The sequence below is a fragment of the Paraburkholderia kirstenboschensis genome (assembly GCF_032806925.1).
Taxonomy (GTDB): domain Bacteria; phylum Pseudomonadota; class Gammaproteobacteria; order Burkholderiales; family Burkholderiaceae; genus Paraburkholderia; species Paraburkholderia kirstenboschensis.
Genome location: NZ_CP136512.1, coordinates 1,244,618 through 1,263,834 on the forward strand (window position 1 = coordinate 1,244,618; position 19,217 = coordinate 1,263,834).

The following is a 19,217-nucleotide window of genomic DNA, read 5'->3' on the forward strand; positions in this document are numbered from 1 at the left end:
TAAAGTTGATTGACGCGCGTTCGTTGATTGACGCTGGGCAATGTCGGATTAGAGTGTGCGTCAGGCGACGCGTGTCATGATTCGTTCTCTGGAGTCGCAGGCATGCCGACATTGTTTGGCGTGGCATAGCGCGCAGGGCGTCCTGGCCCCTGCTGTTTGCGCTGCATGGCGGTGCGCCGCCGGTAGCTTTCGACATTCATCTCGAAGATGGTCGAATGATGGACCAGCCGGTCGACCGCGGCCAGCGTCATGGCGGGGTCGGGGAAGACCTTGTTCCAGTCACCAAACGGCTGGTTGGCGGTTAGAAGAAGGGATCGGCATTCGTATCGGGCGCTGATCAGCTCGAATAACACGGAGGTTTCGGCCTGATCCTTGGTGACGTATGCAAAGTCGTCGAGAATGAGCAGGTCGAAGCGGTTCAGACGGTTGATGGCGGCTTCGAGCGCCAGCTCGCGACGTGCAACCTGGAGCCGCTGCACAAGGTCGGAGGTGCGGGTGAACAGGACCTTCCAGCCTTTGTCCAGCAGGCTCAGTCCGATGGCCGACGACAGGTGCGACTTGCCGCCGCCAGGCGTCCCGACCATGATCAGGTTGGCGCCGTTGCGCAGCCACCCATCGCCGGCACACAGTGCCGAGACCTGTGCTTTGGAGATCATTGGCACTGCATCGAAATCGAAGGTCTCCAGCGTCTTGCCCGGTAGCAGCCGGGCCTCCTTCAGATGGCGTTCAATACGACGTCTATCGCGTTCGGCAATCTCGTGTTCGGCCAGCGCCATGATCAGGCGTGCCGCGGGCCAGCCCTCCTTGTCGGCGCGCTCGGCGAAGGCTGGCCAGATCTGTTTGACAGCGGGTAGCCGCAAATCGTTGAGCAGCAGCGACAGGCGGGTAGCATCGAAATCGTGGCTCATGCTGTCATCTCCTGATCCAGGGTAAGCAGGGCTTCGTAGTCGCGCAACGAAGCCAGTTGTACGTGCACTTGTGGGACAGCTGCCGGATCCGGAGCAAAACGCGAGCGCAGTTCGTCCAGATCGGGTAGTCGACCATCGGCCAGGTTCTGTTCGAGCGCATGGGCCAGCTCGGCCTCGCAGGCGCGCTCGTGAGCCAGGCTCAGCAACTCCACCATGGTCTTGCACGCCGCGCGCGAGGACAGTTGCTCGCACAGGCGATCGAAGGTCAGCCGATAGGCCTCGCGCGGGAACAGCTGGTCGCGGTACACAAGGTTGAGCAGCGCCATCGGCTTGCGGCGCAGCGCGTGAATGACATGCCGGTAGTCAATGACGTGGCCATGCTTGCCGCTGGTGCCTGGGCGGCCACGCCGCAACGTCATCAGGGCCGTGCCGCCCAGGAACAGTTCCAGCCGGTCGTCGTACAGCCGCACCCGCAACCGGTGGCCGATCAGCCGCGACGGAACGGAATAGAAGACCTTGCGCAATACGAAACCGCCGGTGGAGGTGATGTAGACACGCGTTTCCTCGTAATCGCTGGTGCGCGTGTTGGGCAGAAGCTGCAGGAACGGCACTTCCGCCTTGATGCGCTTGCCATTACGCGCGTTGATGCGGCTGACGATCTCGTCGATGAAGCAGCGATAAGCGGCAAGGTCGATGAACTCGACGCTGCCGCGCAGCAGCAGCGCGTCGCGGATCGCACTCTTGAGGTGACCATGAGGACTCTCAATGGCGCCGTTCTCGTGTGCGACTCCACGGTTGTTGCGCGTGGGCTGCATGCCGTAGTGAGCACATAGGGCTTCGTAACGCGTGGTCAGATCGTCGCGCGCATCGCGATCCAGATTGCGAAACGCCGCCGACAGACTGTCGCTGCGATGCTCGAGCGGTGCTGCGCCAAGTGCCCAGAGCGCGTTCTGAAGCCCTTCGGCGAGGGCAACATAACTCTCGCCACCGAGAATGACGTGAGCGTGTTCAAAGCCCGAGCAGGCCAGACGGAAGTGATACAGGCGATGGTCCAGCGCGGCGCCGGCCACGGTGACGCCGAGAGCCTGCATCTCGGTGAAATCGGACAGCCCGAGCCGACCGGGCTGATGTACCTGGCGAAACATGACCTCGCGTTCCTCGCCATGCAGTGCCCGCCAGACGCGGATGCGCCGCTCCAGTGTGCGGCGCACGTCACGTGAGAGCTGCGGATGGCGCCGAAGCATCTCTTCCAATACTGCAACGGGCCGGATGCCTGGAGCGGAGGTCAGTAGTGGAACAATCTCCGCGTCGAAAATCCCGGCCAACGGATCCGCGCGCCGGCGCTCGCGCGGCGCCTTCTTCTGCGATGGCAACCGTGGATCCTCTTCGATGCGGTAGGCGGTGGCGACGCTAAACCCGGCCCGGGCAGCCGCCTCGGGTGGCGCTTCCTTGAGTCTGTGCTTCATGTAGAGCCTCATCTGGTGGTCGTTGACGTGGCGTCCGGGCACGGCGCACCTCCCATGGCATGGAAGGTTTGTTCATACCCGATCTACCGCGACTACCAAAAAAGCTCCCGGTGAAGGTCGCCTCCTGGCGCGGCATGGCGGCAGCGGTTCCGGGCTACGCCCGTTCCCGCTGCCGCCATGCCCGTTCTCTCATCCTGACTGACGCGCTCCTCTCATCTTGATTGACGCGCGGCAGACACGCCGATCCCGGTGCTCGCACCGGGCAGCAGGAAGACCCGCACCGGCCGGCTGTGGGTCTACGTGCGCGACGATCGCCGCTCCGGCTCGACGCAACCGGCTTCGGTCTGGTTCGCATACTCGCCGAACCGGCAAGGCATCCATCCTCAAACCCATCTCGCCAGCTTCAAAGGGATTCTGCAAGCGGACGCTTACGCAGGCTTCGACGAATTGTTCCGCGATGGCTCGATACGCGAGGCGGCATGTCATGCCCACGCGCGGAGAAAGTTCTACGACATCCACGTGCGCACACCATCTGACACGACACAAAAGGCACTCGAATATATTGGAGGCCTCTATGACATCGAGGCCTCCATTCGCGGCAGGCCGGCCGCCGAACGGCTGCGAATACGGCAGGAGAAAGCTAGACCACTGCTTCAAATCTACGAAGCGTGGCTCAGGGCAAAGCTTGAAACGCTATCGTCGAAGTCCGATACAGCCAAGGCGATCAACTACACGCTGAACCAGTGGAGCGCACTGACGTTGTATTGCGAAGACGGTACGCTCGAGATCGACAACAACATCGCTGAGAACGCGCTGCGTTGTGTAAGCCTGGGCCGGAAAAATTTTTTATTCGCCGGCTCAGACAGCGGCGGCGAACGGGCAGCCGCGATGTACGCCCTGATTGGCACTTGCGCACTGAATGACATCGATCCGCGTGCCTACCTGGACTATGTACTGACCCACATCGCCGATCACAAAATCAACCGCATCGACGAGCTCCTGCCTTGGTGTGTGGCCGACAAGCTGCACACGCGAGCCAGTCCGCCGAATTCCGCCACCTGACCGGCAGCTCCAGTTCACCATCATGCCTCACACGCACGAGCGTGGACAAACGGCCCAGCTGAGCCGCTTACGTCCCTATCTGCCACCAGAACTCCTCGCCGATGTTCATTCTCGATGGGTTGTGGAGATGGCGGCAGCACGAGGGGGCGCCAAGACGTCAGATGAAGTGATTAGTCGTTGACGGCGTTGCCTCGACGACACTATGCCCGGCAAGAATGCATACATTAACGAGAAAAGTATGAAGCAAGCCATTGCGCTTCTCGACTGGAAGGCATTAAAAGAAATATTGTTGGATGCTGAGGACGTTGACCGGGTGGTCGAAGCAATCATTGAATATCTCACTACCGACAACGACCTCATCAACCGATTCGGGAAGCGCTCTCTGGAGCGAAGACGTGCATCATTCCTAGTCATACGCTGTTAGTGCATTTGTGACGATTCACCTGAGGTCACGTAGGACAACAGCGGCAGCTAAAAGAAGCGATTGCAAAATGACAAGAGATAAGAGTGTTTCGCGCACGACCGATAGGCTTATTGAGTCGGTGCAAAACGGGGTACACCTTTACCGTATCCGTGACGCGCTCAGTCGCGGTCATGCTACGGTGATGATAGGTGCGGGCTTTAGTCGGAACGCGTCTGGTGGGTGGAGACTTCCCGGTTGGCGTGCGCTCGTGGATGGCTTACTAGAAGACCTATACCCGAGCGCGGTAGTTCGTGCGCGTGAAGGACATCGGTTCGCGGGAACGAGCGGTAGCCTTCGATTGGCGCAGGAATACGCTGCCGTTCTCGGGCGCGCGCAACTCGACGCGCGTTTGCATGACCTGCTCCCTGACGAAGGTTGCACGGAGCCTGGCCATCTCCACACTCGACTTCTATCACTACCGTGGGCGGATGTCTTTACGACGAACTACGACACTCTGCTGGAGAGAACCTTAGAGGTTGACCGACGCCAACTCACGCCGAGCATTCAACGTCGATACCAAATTGTAAAAGTGTCGGCAGATTTGCCATTCTCGCGAAGCAATGGTACGCCGCGAATTGTGAAGCTACACGGGACTCTGCGCGCAAGTGCTCCGCTCATCATCACGGAGGAGGACTACCGCTGCTATCCACGGGAACATGCGCCGTTCGTCAATATGGTCCAGCAGTCCATGCTGGAAAATGTCTTTTGTCTTCTGGGTTTCTCTGGAGATGACCCGAACTTTATCGAATGGAGCGGATGGACACGTGACCGGCTGGGTCCGCAGGCGCCCCCCATTTACCTGATTACGTTGGAGCCGGTCACTGAGGGGCAGCGACTCATACTTGAGGAACGGAAAATCTTCCCTATTCCAATCGGAACGCTTGCGAGCGCAGGCGCCGAAGACTGGATACAGGATGCGTTCGGTGCACTTCTCGATTTTTGGCACGGTCAGCCGCCTCCGCGCCCCGCAGCTTGGGGAGAGGGTTATCGGATGCCCAATACCTTGGACGCGAATCCCGTGGCGCAGCTTATCGAGTGGGCCCGAAGTGCGCGCGAAGTGCGCTTGGATTATCCGGGGTGGCTCGTGGCGCCGGAAGGCAATCGCGAGCGGGTAGCTAGTCGATGCGGTGCTGTGCTTTCGAGACATCTTTACCAGAAGCATGGCAGCAGCATGTCGCCTGAGTTGCGACTGGTATATCTGTTTGAAGTGAACTGGATACTTGAGACGACGCTCGCGCCGCTTACCAAAGCGCATGCGGACGATTACGAATTGGCGCTGGTCGAACTTTACCGTAACGAGTCAGCTAAACTGGCTCCGCGGGACTTCACGGAGGATTTCTCGTATGGTACCGCGGAAACCCGGCAGCACTGGGAGGGCTTGGCCGTAGCGCTGATACGCTATTTCCGGGAGACTCGAGACGCCGCGAAGTTCGAGTTTTGGAAGCAGGAGTTTTTGAATCGGGTAAGCGGAGGGCGTGGTTCAGAGACACTACGCTGGATGCGCTATGAGGAAACTCTTTTCCAGCTTGAGAGTTTCCAGCATGAGGAGGCACGCGAAGTTCTCGAAAATTGGTACGTATACGCGGATACAGCGGACCCTTACTGGCTGGTCCGGGCTGGCGCGCTGTTCGGGGAGTTAGGTGACACCGAACGTGGACAGCGTCTGGCGCAGGCTGGCTTGCATAAAATCCGCTCCGCCATCCAGACCGATGGCGAGACGACGTACCTGGTGTCGCGCGAACACTGGGCGGAGCTGGTACTTCGCGTAGCAAGTACTGCGAGTGATTATTCAGAATCGAAATGGAGCAACCGGCAGGGTGCCCGCTTTGCCGAGCTTCCCCGTATTGGGGCAATTGTAGACGGCGCTTCCCAGACGAGCAGCATCCAGCTCGACGCTCCGACACCTCCGAAAGCCATTCCGCGTAAGGCACACGCACGGGAAAGCGCAGACCATCCAGAACACCAAATCGAGTTGATACAGCGGGAGTTTGGCAGGTTCGCGAAGATACTGACTGAAGCAACATTTAACTTTGACGGGCCGCAGCCCGTGTCTCGTCATCATCGCGTGAGCATATCGGAAGACGCGCTTGCTGCCGCATTTTCGTACGTCAGGATGGTCGAGATGTCCGGCTATGTGCCTCGATTTGGCGAATTGGCACTCTCGGCACGGACCCTGATAGAAGCGTTCACTGTTTTGTCGACCACCAATCCAGTTGAGAGCACGATAAGGGTACTGTTACGGGCGAATGCTACGCACCGCTTCACGACGCTTGACGCGCTGACTAGGGAAAATGTCTGTCGACTGTCACGAGACGCCGCGGAAATCCTAATCCATCGAGCATTTGCGCTCGCAGACGCGAATTTAACAAATGGTCACGATTCGCTTCCTGCCGCCAAGGTGCACAAGATTATCTTTGCGCTTGAGCTTATTTCAAGATTGCTATGCAGGCTCGACCAAGACGTGGCATTGGACGCGTTACGCAGGTTTCTCCGCTGGCACGATTTGCCATCTGTGCAACACGAGGATGGACTCCACGCGCACTTCAAAGACTACTTCCACCGCGTGCTGTGCGCGCTGCGACCAGAGGTTGTCACGCCATTTCTCTCGGCGCTTATCGCTCTGAAGCCTCAGCCAGAGACTCTATCTCGAATGAGCCGATGGCCTCGGGTTGTTCAGGAACTGATGGACCGAATCCCCGTCGACGTCACCCAGAAAGATTGGTTATCGGTTGCCAACGGAGCACTCGACGACGCGAGATTGGCTAAGGACGACGAGACCATGATGGCATTTCATCTGGGCCGTCTGGACTGGCTTTTTACGCACCAACTACTTAGTGTCTCTCAATCACGTGCACTTGCGGCTTTGGTGTGGGGCGGTGTGCCAACCGGGACCCTCCCCGCCACGGTACCTGGCTTCTACCATGGTGCACTATTGACTTGGCCCGCTCCACAGCGAATAAATAAGCAAGCGATTTTCAAATCCTGGGTTTTAGCTCAGCCGTTGGCGGATATTGTCGAAAGGTTCGAGGAAGATGGTGTACAGAAGCGAAGCATCACGCCACGTCAAGAGAATCTGCTAACGAACATACTTCTCACCCGCAACGTAAGGAACGTGTTTGCGTGGACCTCAAATGAGTTGCTTGCAGTCTCGGACAATCTTCGCGCGTGGTGGATAAGGGAAGGGCGTCGTCTCGTTGGGGAAGCTGCAGCAGAAAACGAAGACGGTTTTTCCCGCCCGCTTCTTATAAGGCGAATGAGACTCTTGGGGCACGTTCTCCAACGTATAGTCACGCCAGATATTTCAAGGGATGATGCCTTGGCCGCATCCATACCGGAATGGTTATCCGAGATGTGGGAAGCCAGTCGGCAGCTCGGCGCGCCGATGCCCCAGTTCCTGTTCGCGGCACTGCACTGGTGGCCAGACCGAACCTCCATAGTCTTGCGCATAGCGACGGAATCTATCGCTTCGGCAACAGAACAGAATTTCACCACTGCAATGCATGCCGCGGGGCACTGGCTGATTCGCAACAGGCAGCCGTCGGCAGCCTCGCGGCAGTACCTATCTTTACTTGTCAATGCGATTACTCTGCGATTAGACGGACGACTGGACGCAGTTCTCACCAGCATCTGCGAACTATTGACCTTGGGTGCGGTTGCGCACTTTGGGTCGTGCGTGGATACGCTATTCCCGACGTTGCGCGGCTTGCTGGATGAGCTGCAAGGACACGAATACGATACAGGTTTGGTCGATGTGGAGTCGCGAGCTCAACTGCGTCAGCGGACGGTGAAGGCGATGACTTTGCTGGTAGGTGCATTCCCGACGCTTGGCGGCAACGATTGGCAGCGGTGTCAAGAGCTTGCGGCTGCCGACCCGCTCGTCGAAGTTCGAAATCTCGTACCCCTACATTAACCAACGATTCCGCGGGGAAGCAAACGGGCGGAGTCATTTGTGCTATGCCAACCACCATGAAGCAATCAGAGGCACGTTGGAGGAAGAGACAACGTACAAGGGTGGCCGCGGATAATCCTGGCTTGTACTGGGAGGGACACTGGGACAGAAGTGCTCCCGGCGACGTCGTCCCCGACAGTACAAAGGCGGCACAGGCCCTACAAGCGCGGTGGTTCGAAGGCAAAATGCGCCGCCCGTTTGGACGCATTGCGGACCCGCTTGAGGTAAACCACGCCGACAGCGCGTGCCGATGCAACGAAAAGCGGGCTCCGAGTCCTCGCTTTCACGGTTGCTTAAGCAGCCGCAGCTTCCGGCGCGGCCGCGACATTCGTCCGCGCGCCCACCTTTTTGGCGCCAACCAATTTCTTCGCTGCCGTCTTCTTTGTCGAGGGCTTCTTCGCGATGGCTTTCGGCTTGCTCGCAGTGCCAGCTTCCGACGCGACCGCTGCAGCCCCGTCAATCAGAAATCTGCTGCGGTCCTTTGAACAGGCGGAGCTTTGGGATGCAGGTAAGCAATATCGCTCGAAGCGGCAGGTCGAACAGCAGCAGCGCAGGACCCAAACGCCTCAACTCTGCACATACGTCTCGTTGTATATGTCTTTGAGCAATTTTCCGTTCCATGTCCAGTACGGACTTGGTTGAACGGCATATTCCAACCCTAAAAGACTCTTAGTTACGTTGGTCAGCGAGTCTTCTTCTCCCTCGTAAAAAACTTTCTTGGGACCTGCCACGGTGACGGAAGCGTCACCGTCTGTGAACTTAAGCTCCGAACCCGGGGGAATGCGCATCTCCTCGAAGTTCATGCGCGGCCGTTTCGCGTTGGCTTGCTTTGCGGCCAAGACTGACTCTGCGTCCAAATTGTCCGGTTGAGCCGCGACCTCTTGCGTCACATCTTCCTTATGCAGCAGCTTGAGGATTGCTATGGCCTGCCCGGCCTCCATCGTAAAAAATTCCCTCTTGGGATTCAGTCGATGAGGAGCAAACGCAATGTGTAATGCCTTTTCAACTTCATCGGCGTTGGGTACGTTGCACGCGTATTCAAGGTCAAACGGCAGGGGAACGCCAGTCGTGTATAGCTGAGCGATGCGGAGATGCGCATCCGATTGACTGGTGCGTCCTATCTTGATGATTCCCTGCATTGCGGCGTTGCTCAAAACATAGACGATGCTCAATTTCGATTGCGCTAGTGGCGAAGCGGCCTGCCCGGAGCCCTGGCTGCTTGGTTGCAAAGGAGTGCCCGTCGATGAATCACAAGCGTCGTTCCAAGCCTTGGCGGCGAATGAATCCGAGTCCCCTTGTGAGCGCCGAGACGACAATGCCGCCATCACGTCTTGCCTGAATTCGGGATGCACCACTTCTGGATGAAAATCGTGCCAAGGGTATGGATTCAAAAGCTGCAAAACTTCTGACCACGACTCGGTCGGGGCGAAAGGTTGTAGGGTCTCCCGACCTACCATCGCCGCGAAGTTATCCGCTACATCCAAAGTGAAAAGCCAGCCTTTGTCGCGGCGTTCGCCAAATAGACGGATGGAGCCGCCCTCAGCAAGAATTTCTAAAATCGTTTCTCTCATTGCCTCTTCTCTGACTGGGCTTGGTGGGATTCCGAGCGCGCACCAGGTCGATTTCACCGAATGCTAGATTCTTAACCGGAAACTTCGCGCTGACGGCCTTCTCGGCAACCACTTTCTTCACCGCAACGTTCTTCGTCGGTGCGGTCTTTGTCGCCGCAACCTTCTTGACGACGGCTTTCTTGGCAACTGCCTTTTTGGCCGAAGGCTTCGTCTTACTCGCAGCCCCCGCACTGGTCGCCTCGGCGCCGCCTGCAATCAGACATCTGCTGCGGTCCTTGGCACCAGCCAACCACGCCGGTGCCGGACCGCGTCCGCTCCAGGTAGCGCCAGACTTCGGGTCGCGATATTTGGCCGCCTGCGGACCTTTCGGCTACCCTTTTCCAGCGCCCACACCGACCGTCTCTGAGGCCTTCTTGCCGACAGCCTTCGCCTTGTTCACAGCACCTGCGGTCGTCGCAACAGTTGCTTCAGCGCCGCCTGCAATCAGAAATTTGTTACGGTCCTTGACGTTGGCAATCCACGCCGGAGCGCGGCCGCGACCACTCCACGTCGCGCCCGACTTTGGGTCCTTGTACATCGCTGGCTGAGGACCGCGAACATAAGCTCCCGCCGACTTCGCCTCCTTGGCAGGCAGCAGCTTCACTGCGGCGGCACCCGCATCGACCAAGTATTTGTCGCGGTTCTTAGCAGCCGCAATCCACTGTGGCGCGCGCCCGTGCCCGGACCACGTTGCGCCGCTTTTCGGGTCCCGGTATTTGGCAACAGACGTAGCGGACTTCGCGGCGGTCTTTGCCGCCGCGTGTTTCGCGCGCTGCTTGCCGCCTGCGTGCGCGTAAATGTCAGCAGACGTGAGGCCGTGCTCTGCCATCAGTTTCCGAATCTTTTCGATGACGCCCGACGACTGTTTTGCGATTAACGCTTCGGCTTGCTGTTCCAGTTTTTTGATTTTTGCCTGCATAGATTCCAGAGTTGCCATCTTTCTTCTCTCCCGTTGAACTGCTCGCACTATGCCATGCCCTCCGCTCACGTGCTACCTCCACTTCGGTTGTGAATAGACAGGCCCCGTACTTTGCCGGTTTAACGATACGCCGCATCCTTGCAATTGTTGGCCTCTGAGAACTCGCTTGATGTACGCTCCATCCGCCATATGCTGTTCCCAGCGCGTTTTGGATAATTCATAAAGTGCAGATTGCGTTCGGCAAAATACCGGTCGATTGCCGACTTTGCGGCGTCTGCCGTGGCGTAATCGCTGTTATGAATGATTGCTCGGGCCATCCCGCTGAAGACCGATTCGACAACGTTAAGAAATTGCGCGCTCGCCGGCAATGGCGCCAGTTCGAGCAACGGTTCCCGGCTCAGGTCTGCGGCGGCGTTATGCTCTGAGATGAACGAAGATAACTTCTTCGATAGGTGCCACGATGCCGCGTCCCAAGACAGATACAGCTTGCGCGCGTCTTTATACTCGGCGAGCAACGTCTTTGCCATACAAATCATCTCGTCGGTGTTCTTCGCGCTTGAGTAGAAATGAGTTATCTGGTTGCGAGATAGCTCGAGCGCCGCCGTACAAATCAGACAGCCTTTGGACTTTTGCCACTGCGGCACCGACGGTTGCGCATCAGGCGCCACAAGTATCCGCCCGGGCTTCGTCTTGACCGAGAACGGACCGAACTCGTCGATTGAGAAGAATCGCTCGTCTGGCTTAAGCTGGGACAGCACCGTTTTGATATGTTCAAGCTTCTCGCGATACTGCCCGTCGGTACTCGTCAAGACAACCTTTGCCGATTTCCAGCGGTAACCACCTGAATGAATGATTCCTCGTATCGCATCAATGCTGACATCGTGACCACGGTCGGCGAGGACGCCTCTCAAGTCCGCTAATTTCCAACTCGTTCGGTTGATGCCAGACTGGCTGGGCGGCTCGTGCAGCAAACCGAAGACTGCCTTGCGAAGGTTCTCATTGTCCTGGAGGCGCGAGCGGGCCTTGCGTGCGAACAACGCGTCGAGACCGCCAGCCTTGTACGCGCTGAGGTACTTGCGGACAGAAGCTCTGCTAATCGCCAGGTGCGTGGCAATCGCGTGCGCGGAAAAACCTGCGTTGTTCGCAAGAACAACCAGCGATTTGTTGCGCTGGCTTTTGGATTCCGGCTCAAGCATTCGGAGAAGGTGAGAGCGTTGCTCCAGGCCAATGTCCCCATCCAGGGTGTCGACACGTTGGTCGACTTGATAGACCCACTTCAGCCACCGTTCTGTCCGTCGCTCCGCCGCAGCGCGATGTGCAGTGGCAACGCCCAATTCACAAGCTCGTAGAATTTCCACATTCGGGGCGCATTGCCCGAATTCGCGATTGAACACGCTACAAAGATATCGTGCGGCGTCACGCTCTGACAGCGAACGCACGACTTTTTGAACGGCATGCCATGGAATTGGAATTGGTCGCTGAACGACGGGTCCGACACCATCGGTCCTTCGATATCCAGGGGGAACTTCGAGCCGCACCATTTTCCGGACCGTGTTCCGGCTAATTTTCTCCGTGGAAGCAACATGTCGTATTGATTCGCCGCCGCGGAGAACGCGGCGCCGCACTCGACTCCACTCCCTGATGTCGGAATACATGGCCCACCTCCGCGCACCAAATCGCACCGTTGCGTCCGTAGGCGGTCGATGAAACGTTTGCCGCCATCCTGCGAGAATACGCCCCTACGGACCTACCAAACGGAAATCGGTCCAGCGTTGTGCCCCCAAGCGCAATCCCTGTACGTATCTGCTCAACTACGTCAATGAAGGACCGCCGCCGTGTACCGACACGGATGATTGCCTTCACGATTTCCCCTGATGCGTTTTTGTCGACGTCATTGTCGACGAAGGGAATATCGGCTCGTCGAGCGCTAAAACGCATGGGGGCAAACCAGTAATTGCCTGAGGCCAACAACCGCAGCACTTGCCTTCACCAGAAATCGTACGTTTCGTAAAACTCGCTGCAGGGGTCCGAAACTCACCCGGGACCCCGCGGGATTCATCCCGCATTAAGCGCATCAAAGCCGCAGCAGTTCATCTTTCATCCACTCGTGGACGGCTCGACTCAGTTCCTGCTGTGACAGGTTCCGAGGAGAGAATGCCGGACCGACAACCACACGAATCTGTCCACCGCCGCTGGGCCAGCCTTTCGCTGGCCAGATTTTGCCCGCGTTGAGAACCACAGGAATAGCAGGCACGCCAGTCGCGCAAGCCAATCGAACGCCTCCCGATGTCATCCTCAAGGGCGCATCATGTGGCACCCGAGTTCCCTCCGGAAAAATGACAACGACATCTCCCTTCGCCAGTCTCTCAGCGCTTTCCTGCGTCACGGCCTGGTGAGCCTGCCGAGCAGAGCCGCGATTCAGACTGACCATGTCGAGGCCACGCAGCACCCATCCGAAAAAGGGAATGCGAAGAAGCTCTTCCTTGAAAACAAAACTGATGCGCCGTGGAAAAAGTGCAAGAAACGCGAGCGTCTCCCAGGTCGATTCGTGACGGCAAAGTAGTATCGCTGGCCCTTCAGGAATATTTTCAAGCCCCTCTATCGAACATGAGACTCCCGGCAGCCAGCGCATCACGAACACCAGTGCTCGACACCATTGTTTTGCTAACCAGTATCGTCCAGCCCTTCCGACGAAAGGAAACAGGAGCAGTATGAGCATCGAATACAGCGTCCCGCTACCGAGAAGGTAGACGATGAACAACCATTTGGTGAAAGTCGAGCGCATCGGGGCCTGATTCAGATTGGTCGGTGGCGAAGCACTTCACCGTTGACAAGTAAGACTACGCCTCGAGCGGTGCGTCCGCTTCCAGACCGAAAGCGGCAACGCCGCGGCTGATACGTTGCACGAAAAGCAGGCCATCAGTTCGAGTACGCCCAAAACCAAGCGCTTATATTTCCCAACACCTTGGGCGGGCATCCCGGTGCTCAAGCACACCGGGAACGCCGCATGTGCTGCAAGTTACATCAAGCATAGCTGCCACACATCAAGCTTCGGAGCTCTCGCGAGAAAAAGCGAACTTCAATCAACCTCCTGTGGACCCGACGCCGCGCAGATGGTTTAGCCGACAACGGGCCCGCCGCCAGCGAATTGCCAGCGCTCGCTTGCATTGAGTACGGCGGATGGGACCACAAGAGCAAATCGCTGTCGCCAATCAGAGTGGCGGAGCTGTTGACGATGCGCCACAATCCCGCGCTGCATTGGGTGTTGGATAGCCTCGCCGCCGCAGCTGAAGCCGGGCGGCTGGACGCAGAGAGATACATCGAGCAGATATTTGCAGGCAGGTGGGATGTGCGCGCGTTTCGCCATGTCTTGTGAGAAGCTTGCGGCGACCGGTGGCTCAGCGACCGTCACCATTACGCTCTTCGGAAGCTCGGTAATGCTGAACTCGACGTGACGACTTACGTCGGAATCGCAGGCATCTTCGACCCAGCAGAATGAGCCACGACTACCTGCTGAATAGGTGCACAATAAGATACGCCAGCTCCGACAATGACTGTATAAGTTGCGCCAAGGTGTCAGCTCCTCAAGTCTGTCTGCGTGAGCGTATCTGCGTCATGGCTGAGTCAGTTTGAGTTTAAGTCTCTCACACCGTGGGCCAGTCATCAATTTCACATGCCGAAAAGTAAGCCGCGGGATGACCCACATGCTCCGCGAGCGGTCACAGGTTACGGCGACAGAGTTTTCTTTTACGCGGTCCCGCAGCTAAGTCCCTTCAGCTAGCGGGACAACATTATCCGTTTAGGCCGCCAACCTGTGCTCATAAAACGGCCGGTCCCTGTCATCAAGAATCGCGTACATTGCCTCCAAATTCTCTGGGTCCGGGTTGAGCCATGCATCTACGTTCTCAGGCTTTATGGGAACAATGCACCGGTCATGTCCTGCTGCAGCTACTTCTGGCGGAGGTTTATCTGTTATGGCGGCGAATGAAAGCAGGTCCGGCCGGCCTGGCGCGCTCCACCGCGACCACAGACAGGCAACATGCATCAGCTCGCCGTTGCTCGGACGAAACTCGAGAACGACATTCTCATCGCGCTCGTGAGTCTCAAGTAACGTGTTTTCGAACTTTGCCTTGCTCACATTTTCGTAGAAAACTTCAACAAGAAGGACGGCATGCGTGCGTCCAAAGCATGGCGCCCAAAAACCCTCGAGACTATCCCTGCGCGCATTGTAAGTTCCGGGGTATTTGACATCGTAGAAGGCGGGCTTACCAGCAATGCGACACTGGTAGCGCATTGGTTTCACGAGGCGCTGGCCGTCTTCCATCACCATGACAGGCGCGTAGTGTCCGGGAAAGATGCGAGAGTCCCGCGGTTGTGGCTGGGTTCGCTGCATGTCCTCGAGTTTGCCCCTGGTCCAGGCGATTTTGTCGTTGGCGATTCGCTGACTTTCCGTTGCTGCTTTGGTTACCTTCGTCTGCAACGTGCGTTCGGCATCGGCCAACCGCTTACGTTGTTTGAACAACTCCTGCTCGAGTTTGGTAGCCTGCGCCGAAGCGTACCTGGCGATGACAGCATTGATTTCGCGCTCTGCGTCATCCTGCGGTTCAGAAAAGGCGTCTTCCATGGCCTTCGGTATCCTGGATTTGCTGATGCCCTCTGCGCGCTCGAAGAACAGTCGGGCGAACTCGTGGATGTCCATGATGGCGCCAAAGGTGCGCACAAATTTTCGGTAGTCTGCTACGACCCGGGCGGAGTAGCACATGAATGCCTCTGTTCGATGCTGTCATGACAAGCACTTGCCGGGCCGCGGCCCTGCAACGCAACGTCTATGCACGACGTTACCGCGTTCATGCGTGACATACCATAATGAGTTCAGACGAGCACTTCCTTCCGCTGACTTGCAGTCGCAACTTCGGTAAGTGACCCGCGCGACAGAGGCGCATGCCGTGACAGCAGAACGGGGGTAGGTTGCAGGGCAATCGCGAGGGCCTCCGTGCACGAACGGCGCCGCCGTTTGATGATGTCGACGTCGCGAATTCGCAGCGAGTTCCGCAGCATTCCGCGAGGCATCTTCGCAGGAGTTCGGGCTGGTGCCGATAATCTCACTGACGCTGCAAACGCTGCATTCAGTGTCCTGAGTGTCCATGATTTCCCCTCCTCTCGGTTAGGAGGCGCGATTCCCGCTCCTCGGTCATTTCATCATAGGCCCCGCCGTGCCAACCGTCGTCGCTGCCCTCGAAGCCGCGCGTTTCGGCTGGTTAAGACCGGATGGAGACTTTTTTGGATGTTGCGCACCCCGCCACCTATCTCGCAGGCGTTCGTTCCTTACGAAGGCCGGCGCTCAATGCTCGTGGAGCGATTGGCCTCGTTCCGAGCGCTGTACAGCCAACTATCGCCACTTTTCCAACGTGATGTAGCCAAGGACGGAGCCGAAACTCTTCGCTCGGGTCGGCACTACCCTTCAAATCTCTACCTGCGCTCCCAGTTCGATGACCCGATTGGGCGGAATCTTGAAGTAATCAGCCGCGTCGCGAGCGTTGCGAGACATCCCGGAATACAAGGCCTCCCGCCATAGCGCCATGCCGGCTTTCGGCGTGGCGAGGACTGTCTGGCGGGCGATAAAGAAGGACGTTTGCATCGGGTCAATCGAGAGTCCAGCATGCCGACCTTTTTGCAAAGCGTGCGGTATGTCGCGCTCATCCGAGAACCCATAGTAGACGTTGACTTGATAGCAGTTGTGTCCAAGCGGGACCACCTTGATGCGTTCCCTTTCCGGAATTCTGGGGATGTCGGTGGCGTACACAGTCAAAAATATCGTTCGTTCATGCAGCACCTGGTTATGCAGCAGGTTATGCAACAGCGCATGGGGTACGCCGTCACCTTCAGCACGGAAGAAGACGGCCGTACCAGGCACGCGTAGCGGTGGATTGATGAATAGAGACTGGAGGAAGTCGTCGAGAGGGATGAGTTGGCGTTGGAGGCTTTGGAATACCAGTTCGCGCCCCCTTCGCCACGTCAGCATGAGCATGACCATCAGCGCACTGATTGTTAGCGTAAACCAGCCGCCGCTAATGATTTTCAAACTCGTGGAAGAGAACAAAGCGACGTCAATCATCAAAAAGAATCCGGTCGCTGCGACCGACAGCAACAGCGGAAATTTCCAGCCGAAACGAACAACGAAGAACGTCAGCAGCGTCGTCGTCAACATCGTAGCGGTCGCAGCAATGCCATAGGCCGAAGCCAAATTGGAAGACGAGCCGAATCCCGCAACGGCCAATATGACAGCCGCGAGCTGTAGCCAATTGACGAGTGGGATGTAGATTTGCCCCTTTTGACTTTCAGAGGTCTGGCGGATGCGCATGCGGGGCAGGAAGCCCAGCGCAATAGCTTGCTGAGTCACTGAAAATGCACCAGAGATTGTCGCCTGCGATGCGATAACGGTCGCCATCGTCGAGAGCACTACGAGCGGATAGACGCTCGAAGGGCCAAGTTGCAGAAAGAAAGGATTCAAAACCGCTGCCGGATTCGATAACAACAACGCGCCTTGCCCGAGGTAATTGAGTGCCAGCGCGGGAGCGACGATAGAGAACCAGGCCAAGCGAACTGTCTTCTTGCCAAAATGGCCCATATCAGCATACAGCGCTTCCGCACCGGTGAGCGCCAGCACAACCGCACCGAGGGCGACGAAGGCGAACCACCCGTTGTGGATGAGAAAGCCGAGGGCGTGGAGCGGATTGAAGGCAATCAGAATGACCGGGTTCTTAGCGATATTAGCAACGCCCATCGCAGCAAGCGTAATGAACCAGACCAGCACAATCGGGCCGAACCATTTTCCGATACCCGCTGTGCCCCTGCGCTGCAACGAGTACAGTGCAACCAGAACGGCCAATGTCACAGGGATAACATACGGCTTAAGAGCAGGCGCGGCCACTTCCAACCCTTCAATGGCCGACAAGACTGAAATGGCTGGCGTAATCACACCGTCGCCGAAAAACAGCCCTGCGCCGACCATGCCAAGTAGCATCACCGGATAGTACCAACGGGATTTCTGAGTGACCGACGATAGCGCTAACGCGGTCATCGCCATAATGCCGCCTTCCCCTCGGTTGTCCGCCCGCAAAACAAGAGTTACGTACTTGAGCGAAATCACGATTATGAGGCCCCACAAAATCAGCGAGACCACCCCCAGCACATTGACAGGAACAGGCGAAAGACCGTGATGTTTCGCGAATACCTCCTTCATTGTGTAAAGCGGACTGGTTCCAATGTCGCCGTACACAATTCCAATGGCAGCCAGCGTCAGCGCAGCAATGCTGCTTTTATTGGAGTCTGTAGTCACGACGCCGCCTCATTGTTGAGCCTCAAAGCATGCAACTGCGGAGCAAACTGCTGCTCCAGCCCACTACAACTTCTGCAACCGTCGCATCGCATCCGACCGCAACCGACCTCCGCTTACGTTCCGGCAGTTCGCCGCGACGGCGCTTCCCACCTTGTGATAGTCATTATAGGCGGGTGCCATTCTTGCCCGCTCCGAATCCGAAGCCGCGAAGTTTGCGCAAGTGTATGCATTCGGGTTGGCAGAACGCTGCATGGAAGTATGCGCACTCTAAAGAAAGACGTTGGCTTGCTGATAACTCATGGCGGTGATGGAGGTCTTGTCGGGAGACCTTTATTGCATTTGTTGTATGTCGCCGGCCAGCGGGTGTGGTCTCAATGTTTCGAGTGGGATGCCCGCCCTGATGGCGGTGACGGCGTTCGCAACGGCAAGCGCGACATTCACCACTTCCTTTTGCATATCGTCGCCTGCATCCAGGGTGGCATGACTCGTTGCATAGGGTTCGTAATAGCCGATAAACCGGTCGAGACGGGATTTGCCTCCCGCTTCAACAAAGCCCATCCAGTCCAGCCAGTCAGTCAGCGCACGGCGAGAACCTTCTGTGCCCGCGACGTCGCCGTGTACGACCAGTCCGTAGGCGCGACCTGCGAGGTGCTTCGGATAGTCCCACCCAGCAAGTTCCAGCTTTTTCGCCTCTTCCGCCTTTTTCCCGTGCGTGCTCGTCGGGCCGGGATTTCCACCATCAGCACATACAAGCCTGTCCATCAGGAGCTTGAGCGGGCTGCTCACCTGATACCAACACACCGGTGTGACGAAAATGACGGCGTAGGCCGACACAAAGCGCTCGTATATCTCGTTCATCCAGTCGTTCACCATCCCGAGCGAGTGATTGGGATAGCAGCTACACGGCCAGTGACAAAGAGGCATAGCCGTTGAGACACAGCCCTTGCAGGGGTGGATGTGTAAATCGCGGTCCGACGTGAGGCGCGACAGGTCCAGCAGGTCCACTTCAATGCTCTTCGACTCGAGCGTCGTCTGGACAAGCTTCGATATACGAAAGCTTTTCGACATCTCGCCCGGATACCAATAGTCGTTGCGAGATGATGCATTGACGATGAGAACGCGACTCGCCGATGACGGGTCGGCCTGTTTGCGCTGCGCAGTTTTGATTCGCTCGCTGGCATCACGCCATTCGACAGATAAATCGTAGTCTGGGCCAGCGAGTCCCGGTCCGGCCTTGGCCGTGATGGGGGACTTCCGTCCTTCCGCATACGCATCCCATGCGATTTCTTCGAGCCGTCCAGGCGACGCGTCTTCGCTACGAAACGCAGGGTCATAAAATCTTGCCATGAATCGCTGCCTGAAGGCCTCGCGTGACATCTTCTCTGTTACCTGACCTTTTCCAACCTCAATCTTATGCTCCGTGACGTTTTTTTGGGTCCTCCCCAGTGTCTGCCGACATCGTATTCTCCCCGGCGCTTGAATATCCGGCGCGTGCTGATTT

Annotated in this window: 12 protein-coding genes and 2 pseudogenes; 4 read left to right on the forward strand and 10 right to left on the reverse strand. The window is 57.5% G+C overall.

Annotation, left to right across the window (positions count from 1 at the left end; genetic code table 11):
• Positions 1-74: 74 nt before the first annotated feature.
• Positions 75-908 carry an IS21-like element helper ATPase IstB gene (istB, locus tag RW095_RS14325; protein ID WP_317014949.1) on the reverse strand — a complete coding sequence of 278 codons (834 nt, stop codon included), beginning with the start codon at positions 906-908 and terminating at the stop codon, positions 75-77.
• The gene (istA, locus tag RW095_RS14330; RefSeq protein ID WP_449406524.1) at positions 905-2,416 is read right to left on the reverse strand and encodes an IS21 family transposase; all 1,512 of its coding nucleotides are present in this window, start codon (positions 2,414-2,416) and stop codon (positions 905-907) included. The genes istB and istA overlap by 4 nt, the downstream gene beginning before the upstream one ends.
• Positions 2,417-2,602: 186 nt before the next feature.
• Between istA and tnpC the strand changes: the two are divergent.
• The 3 genes and pseudogenes from tnpC to RW095_RS14345 all read left to right on the forward strand — a co-directional run.
• Positions 2,603-3,436 (forward strand): annotated as a pseudogene (tnpC, locus tag RW095_RS14335) (IS66 family transposase); the annotation flags it as partial.
• A 238-nt stretch (positions 3,437-3,674) separates the two neighbouring features.
• Complete coding sequence (locus RW095_RS14340) at positions 3,675-3,860, forward strand: hypothetical protein (protein ID WP_317019601.1); 186 nt, start codon at positions 3,675-3,677, stop codon at positions 3,858-3,860.
• A gap of 337 nt (positions 3,861-4,197) precedes the next feature.
• The gene (locus RW095_RS14345) at positions 4,198-7,809 is read left to right on the forward strand and encodes an SIR2 family NAD-dependent protein deacylase (RefSeq protein WP_317019602.1); all 3,612 of its coding nucleotides are present in this window, start codon (positions 4,198-4,200) and stop codon (positions 7,807-7,809) included.
• A gap of 605 nt (positions 7,810-8,414) precedes the next feature.
• Here RW095_RS14345 and RW095_RS14350 read toward each other — a convergent pair.
• From RW095_RS14350 to RW095_RS14370, 5 genes and pseudogenes are all read right to left on the reverse strand, one after another.
• Positions 8,415-9,419, reverse strand: a complete 1,005-nt coding sequence (locus tag RW095_RS14350) for a GIY-YIG nuclease family protein (RefSeq protein ID WP_317019603.1) — start codon at positions 9,417-9,419, stop codon at positions 8,415-8,417.
• Positions 9,388-9,759: pseudogene (locus tag RW095_RS14355) on the reverse strand (H-NS family nucleoid-associated regulatory protein); the annotation flags it as partial. The pseudogene RW095_RS14355 and the gene RW095_RS14350, both read right to left, overlap by 32 nt.
• A 30-nt stretch (positions 9,760-9,789) precedes the next feature.
• Positions 9,790-10,446 (reverse strand): H-NS family nucleoid-associated regulatory protein, encoded by a 657-nt coding sequence (locus tag RW095_RS14360; RefSeq protein ID WP_317019604.1) that lies wholly within the window; start codon positions 10,444-10,446, stop codon positions 9,790-9,792.
• A gap of 50 nt (positions 10,447-10,496) precedes the next feature.
• Positions 10,497-12,032, reverse strand: a complete 1,536-nt coding sequence (locus RW095_RS14365; RefSeq protein WP_317019605.1) for an IS630 family transposase — start codon at positions 12,030-12,032, stop codon at positions 10,497-10,499.
• A 419-nt stretch (positions 12,033-12,451) separates the two neighbouring features.
• Positions 12,452-13,162 carry a lysophospholipid acyltransferase family protein gene (locus RW095_RS14370; protein WP_317019606.1) on the reverse strand — a complete coding sequence of 237 codons (711 nt, stop codon included), beginning with the start codon at positions 13,160-13,162 and terminating at the stop codon, positions 12,452-12,454.
• 450 nt (positions 13,163-13,612) lie between these two features.
• On the opposite strand from RW095_RS14370, the gene RW095_RS14375 reads away from it, so the two are divergent.
• On the forward strand, positions 13,613-13,753 hold the full coding sequence (locus RW095_RS14375) for a hypothetical protein (RefSeq protein ID WP_317019607.1): 141 nt from the start codon (positions 13,613-13,615) through the stop codon (positions 13,751-13,753).
• Positions 13,754-14,176: 423 nt separating this feature from the next.
• Here RW095_RS14375 and RW095_RS14380 read toward each other — a convergent pair whose 3' ends face one another.
• From RW095_RS14380 to RW095_RS14390, 3 genes are all read right to left on the reverse strand, one after another.
• Positions 14,177-15,139 carry an SOS response-associated peptidase family protein gene (locus tag RW095_RS14380; RefSeq protein ID WP_317019608.1) on the reverse strand — a complete coding sequence of 321 codons (963 nt, stop codon included), beginning with the start codon at positions 15,137-15,139 and terminating at the stop codon, positions 14,177-14,179.
• Positions 15,140-15,838: 699 nt separating this feature from the next.
• The gene (locus RW095_RS14385) at positions 15,839-17,716 is read right to left on the reverse strand and encodes a potassium transporter Kup (protein WP_317019609.1); all 1,878 of its coding nucleotides are present in this window, start codon (positions 17,714-17,716) and stop codon (positions 15,839-15,841) included.
• A 330-nt stretch (positions 17,717-18,046) separates the two neighbouring features.
• Entirely contained in the window at positions 18,047-19,093 is a 1,047-nt protein-coding gene (locus tag RW095_RS14390) for a flavodoxin family protein (protein WP_317019610.1), read from the reverse strand.
• Between the last annotated feature and the right edge of the window lie 124 nt (positions 19,094-19,217).